The sequence below is a fragment of the Limnofasciculus baicalensis BBK-W-15 genome (genome assembly GCF_024178385.1).
Lineage (GTDB): Bacteria > Cyanobacteriota > Cyanobacteriia > Cyanobacteriales > Coleofasciculaceae > Limnofasciculus > Limnofasciculus baicalensis.
In genome coordinates this window covers 1-3,479 of record NZ_JAMZMM010000507.1, presented here as the reverse complement: position 1 = coordinate 3,479, position 3,479 = coordinate 1, and the positions used below count along the sequence as shown (strand labels likewise).

The following is a 3,479-nucleotide window of genomic DNA, read 5'->3' as shown; positions in this document are numbered from 1 at the left end:
ACCACTCCAAGTGTCCACACCCCCCATAACCAGAAAGGAAAGCTAAGATAAAGTATTCTATTGATGGTTACGGAACTGATTAGGATGCCAATGTAGTTATCCATGTCAGGTTTCATCTACAACAGAGTCCAGGAGAGGCGTTATGACAAGCCAACCTATTCAATATCAAGATTGCGAGGATGCTTTGAGTCAAATACAAGGAGAACTACTAGAGGCACTTTTAATCTCACAAGAGGATTGTTATCCTTGGAATCCGAGTGAACCAGCAGCATACACCTATTTTGAGGAACTCGAAGCAGGATTCTGGCTCGACTATTACCCAGAGGAGGAAGAGCTTGCCTCCAATTCTCAGGCTTTATTCAATCAGTTGCACCAGTGCTTTTCATCTGTGGTATTATCTTCGACAGATAGCTTGAAGTCTTATTTATCCGAGCGGTTTGCCACCTCTTGCCCCCAGGAATGGCTCGATGCGATCGCACGCCAAGCTCAACAAGTTTTCCATAGTAATTTATCTTTGGCAGATAGACTAGTCCAGTGCGTCAAACCTTTGTTACCTAACTGGAGCGAAGATGATTTGCTCCTTTTAGCTCGCCCTTGGGCTTATGCGATGCGAAGTATGCCAGACAAGCCTACCCAAAGCCTAGCATCCCTTGTCCAACCCGTAGAGTGGACGAGGTTATCTGTAGTTGAACAAGTGCGTTTTAGTTTAGCAGTGGCTCATTCTGCTCTTGTTCAACTGGAAAATTGTACTAGTGAAAATTGAATGTTTTTGATTGTGGGTTGTAGACAAGGGGATCAAGCCCCTTGTTTTTGATTGTGGGTTGTGGGCAATTGGTTTGAGCCAATTGTTTTTGGGGAAACCAACAATCCATAAGTTGGTAGCAGATTTTGGTTTGATTTAGACTTATAAGAAAATAGCCTGAAAACCCCGTGACTTGAGTCCGGGGATGAAAGGCATTGGCAGACTTGAGTCTGCCATGATATAATTAATAGGTCAGTATAAGACGTAAAAACCTACCCCCGGACTGGAGGAAAGTATACGCCCGAAACAACCTTGTGGAGATATCATTACGCCCTTATGGCAAACGTAATGAGCCTGGGAACCTGATTTATCAGGATATTAAGGCGCTCGATGTCTTAAGAATCCCCGTGTCTTTAGACCGGGGAGTGTCAAAGAAGTTGCTTATCTTCTGCTGTCGTTACAAACAACCTGTAATGCGATGCAATCTACGCTGAAACTCATTGGTTGATAATTCTGGCTCAAGTAATGAATTTAGATCTGACTGCGATACCTCCACAGGTTTTAATTGTGAATTATCATCGGGTTGACTATGAGTAGACATATACCCTATACCTATGAGTAAACCCGATGAATCCCCACCTTCTGTTTGAGGGTAGTCTGGTCTAAAGATATATTTGATCTGGTATGGTAATGATAACAGAACTAGCCTTGCCGCTTCAGCAGATACAAGGTTCCCTATGAAAATTGCATCTGGTATATATGGATCTGAGTGTCGAAAAATTGTCGAGGGAATCTTGTATTCCTCTAACAAAGATTTGATTTTCTGTGCATCTTCAAGTGTTAAACCTTTTCTGTGCCAAGAAATATGAACTTTAACTCCTGAAAAATTTGCTTTATCTGTCACCACTCTTCTCCTATTTAACGATAAATTTACTCTTTCTCTCGTTCCAATATTAACGTCACTGGTCCATCATTTTCGATTAAAACCTCCATCATCGCCCCAAACTCACCCGTTTCCACCTTCAACCCACTTTGGCGCAATTTCTCAACAAATTTTTCATATAACTTTTTGGCTGATTCGGGTGTAGCGGAACGAGAAAAGGATGGACGACGACCTTTACGACAGTCCCCGTATAGGGTAAACTGACTGACAACTAGTAATTCACCCCCTATTTCTTGAACCGATTTTTCCCAGCGATCGCCATGACCATCATTACCGGAAAATAATCGTAAATCCAAACATTTTCGTGCCATCCAATCAAGTTCGACTTCGGTATCAGTATCGGCAATGCCGACGAGTAGGTTTAATCCTCTACCGATTTTACCCACAACAATACCATTAATTGTAACTTGAGAAGATTTAACTCGTTGAATTATAACACGCATCGTGGAAATGGGAGGATGGGTAATAACCAATAACCAATGATTAATGACTAATGACCAAAAACCAATAACTACTTACCAAACCCATTACCTCGATTAACCGAAGGTAAACAAATACAACTCTCAATTTGTTCGCGCAATTTATCGCGATCTAAATTCTGCCCAATTAGTACCAATTGATTCTTCTTTTCCCCTTTCCACTCATCATCTTCAATTGTGAATCGCTTACCACTGAGGTGGAAAATGTGACGTTTTGGACTTTCGTCAAACCAAATAATTCCCTTAGCGCGAAATACATTGGTTGGCATTTGATTGTCTAAAAAATTTTGGAATTTCTTGATAGATAAGGGCTTATCACTTTGGAAAGAAAGAGAAATAAATCCATCATTTTCTAAGTGATTGGAGTGGTGATGGTGTTCGTGTTCGTGGTCATGATCGCATTCTGGGGTACACTCACGATCGTGATGTTCGTGGTCATGATGTTCGTGGTCGTGATGGTCATGATTATGATGTTCATGGTTATGATGGTCATGATTATGACCTGATGACTCACTAGCAAAATATTTATCTGACTCAAATAAACCCACACTTAAAATTAAAGGTAGTGGTGCTTGAGCATTTTTTGTCCGGATAATTCTTGCCCCTTCTTTAATTTGGCGAATCTTGGCTTCCAGTAAATTCACATCCGCTTCATCCACCAAATCTATTTTATTGAGTAAAATAATATCTCCGTAGGCAATTTGGCTAAAAGCTGCTTCACTATTAAATAGATCCAGACTATAATTTTCGCAGTCTACTACTGTGACAATTGAATCGAGGCGAGTCATGTCTCGCAATTCTGTACCGAGGAAAGTAAGTGCTACTGGCAAAGGATCTGCTAACCCTGTAGTTTCTACTACCAGATAATCTACCTGATCTTTTCGTTCCAGTACCTTGTAAACTGCCTTTACCAAATCATCATTAATGGTGCAGCAGACACAACCATTATTTAGTTCCACCATATCATCGCCAGTGGAGATAATTAATTCATTATCTATGCCAATTTCACCAAATTCATTGACGAGAACCGCAGTTTTCAAGCCTTGCTGATTGGTTAGGATATGATTGAGGAGAGTAGTTTTGCCACTACCGAGAAATCCCGTAATAATTGTGACAGGTAAGCCATGATTCGGGGCATCGATGGCTGTTGGTGAGCTAGGCTGAGTTGTTAGTAGTTGCATAGGGTAGGTGTCGAAAGTTGTCAAAATATAGGAAGATAGGGGCTAGGGACTAGAGCCTAGGGGCTAGGGGCTGGGGAAAGGCAATTAGCGATTAGCCATTCCTCACTCCTCACTCCCCACTCCCCACTCCCCAC

The 3,479-nt window shown here is 41.5% G+C and carries 4 protein-coding genes; 1 reads left to right on the top strand and 3 read right to left on the bottom strand.

Annotated elements, in window-relative coordinates; translation table 11 throughout:
* Positions 1-142: 142 nt before the first annotated feature.
* Positions 143-763, top strand: a complete 621-nt coding sequence (locus NJ959_RS27380) for a hypothetical protein (protein WP_254014925.1) — start codon at positions 143-145, stop codon at positions 761-763.
* 436 nt (positions 764-1,199) lie between these two features.
* Here NJ959_RS27380 and NJ959_RS27375 read toward each other — a convergent pair whose 3' ends face one another.
* From NJ959_RS27375 to NJ959_RS27365, 3 genes are all read right to left on the bottom strand, one after another.
* Positions 1,200-1,646, bottom strand: a complete 447-nt coding sequence (locus NJ959_RS27375) for a hypothetical protein (RefSeq protein ID WP_254014924.1) — start codon at positions 1,644-1,646, stop codon at positions 1,200-1,202.
* Positions 1,647-1,672: 26 nt separating this feature from the next.
* Positions 1,673-2,128 carry a D-aminoacyl-tRNA deacylase gene (gene dtd, locus NJ959_RS27370; RefSeq protein WP_254014923.1) on the bottom strand — a complete coding sequence of 152 codons (456 nt, stop codon included), beginning with the start codon at positions 2,126-2,128 and terminating at the stop codon, positions 1,673-1,675.
* Between the two features lie 68 nt (positions 2,129-2,196).
* Positions 2,197-3,345, bottom strand: a complete 1,149-nt coding sequence (locus NJ959_RS27365; RefSeq protein WP_254014922.1) for a CobW family GTP-binding protein — start codon at positions 3,343-3,345, stop codon at positions 2,197-2,199.
* Positions 3,346-3,479 lie beyond the last annotated feature (134 nt).

Excerpts from the sequence above, each read along its gene's own strand:
- NJ959_RS27380 (WP_254014925.1), top strand. The coding sequence starts at position 143 with ATGACAAGCCAACCTATTCAATATCAAGATTGCGAGGATGCTTTGAGT.
- dtd (WP_254014923.1), bottom strand. The coding sequence starts at position 2,128 with ATGCGTGTTATAATTCAACGAGTTAAATCTTCTCAAGTTACAATTAAT.
- NJ959_RS27365 (WP_254014922.1), bottom strand. The coding sequence starts at position 3,345 with ATGCAACTACTAACAACTCAGCCTAGCTCACCAACAGCCATCGATGCC.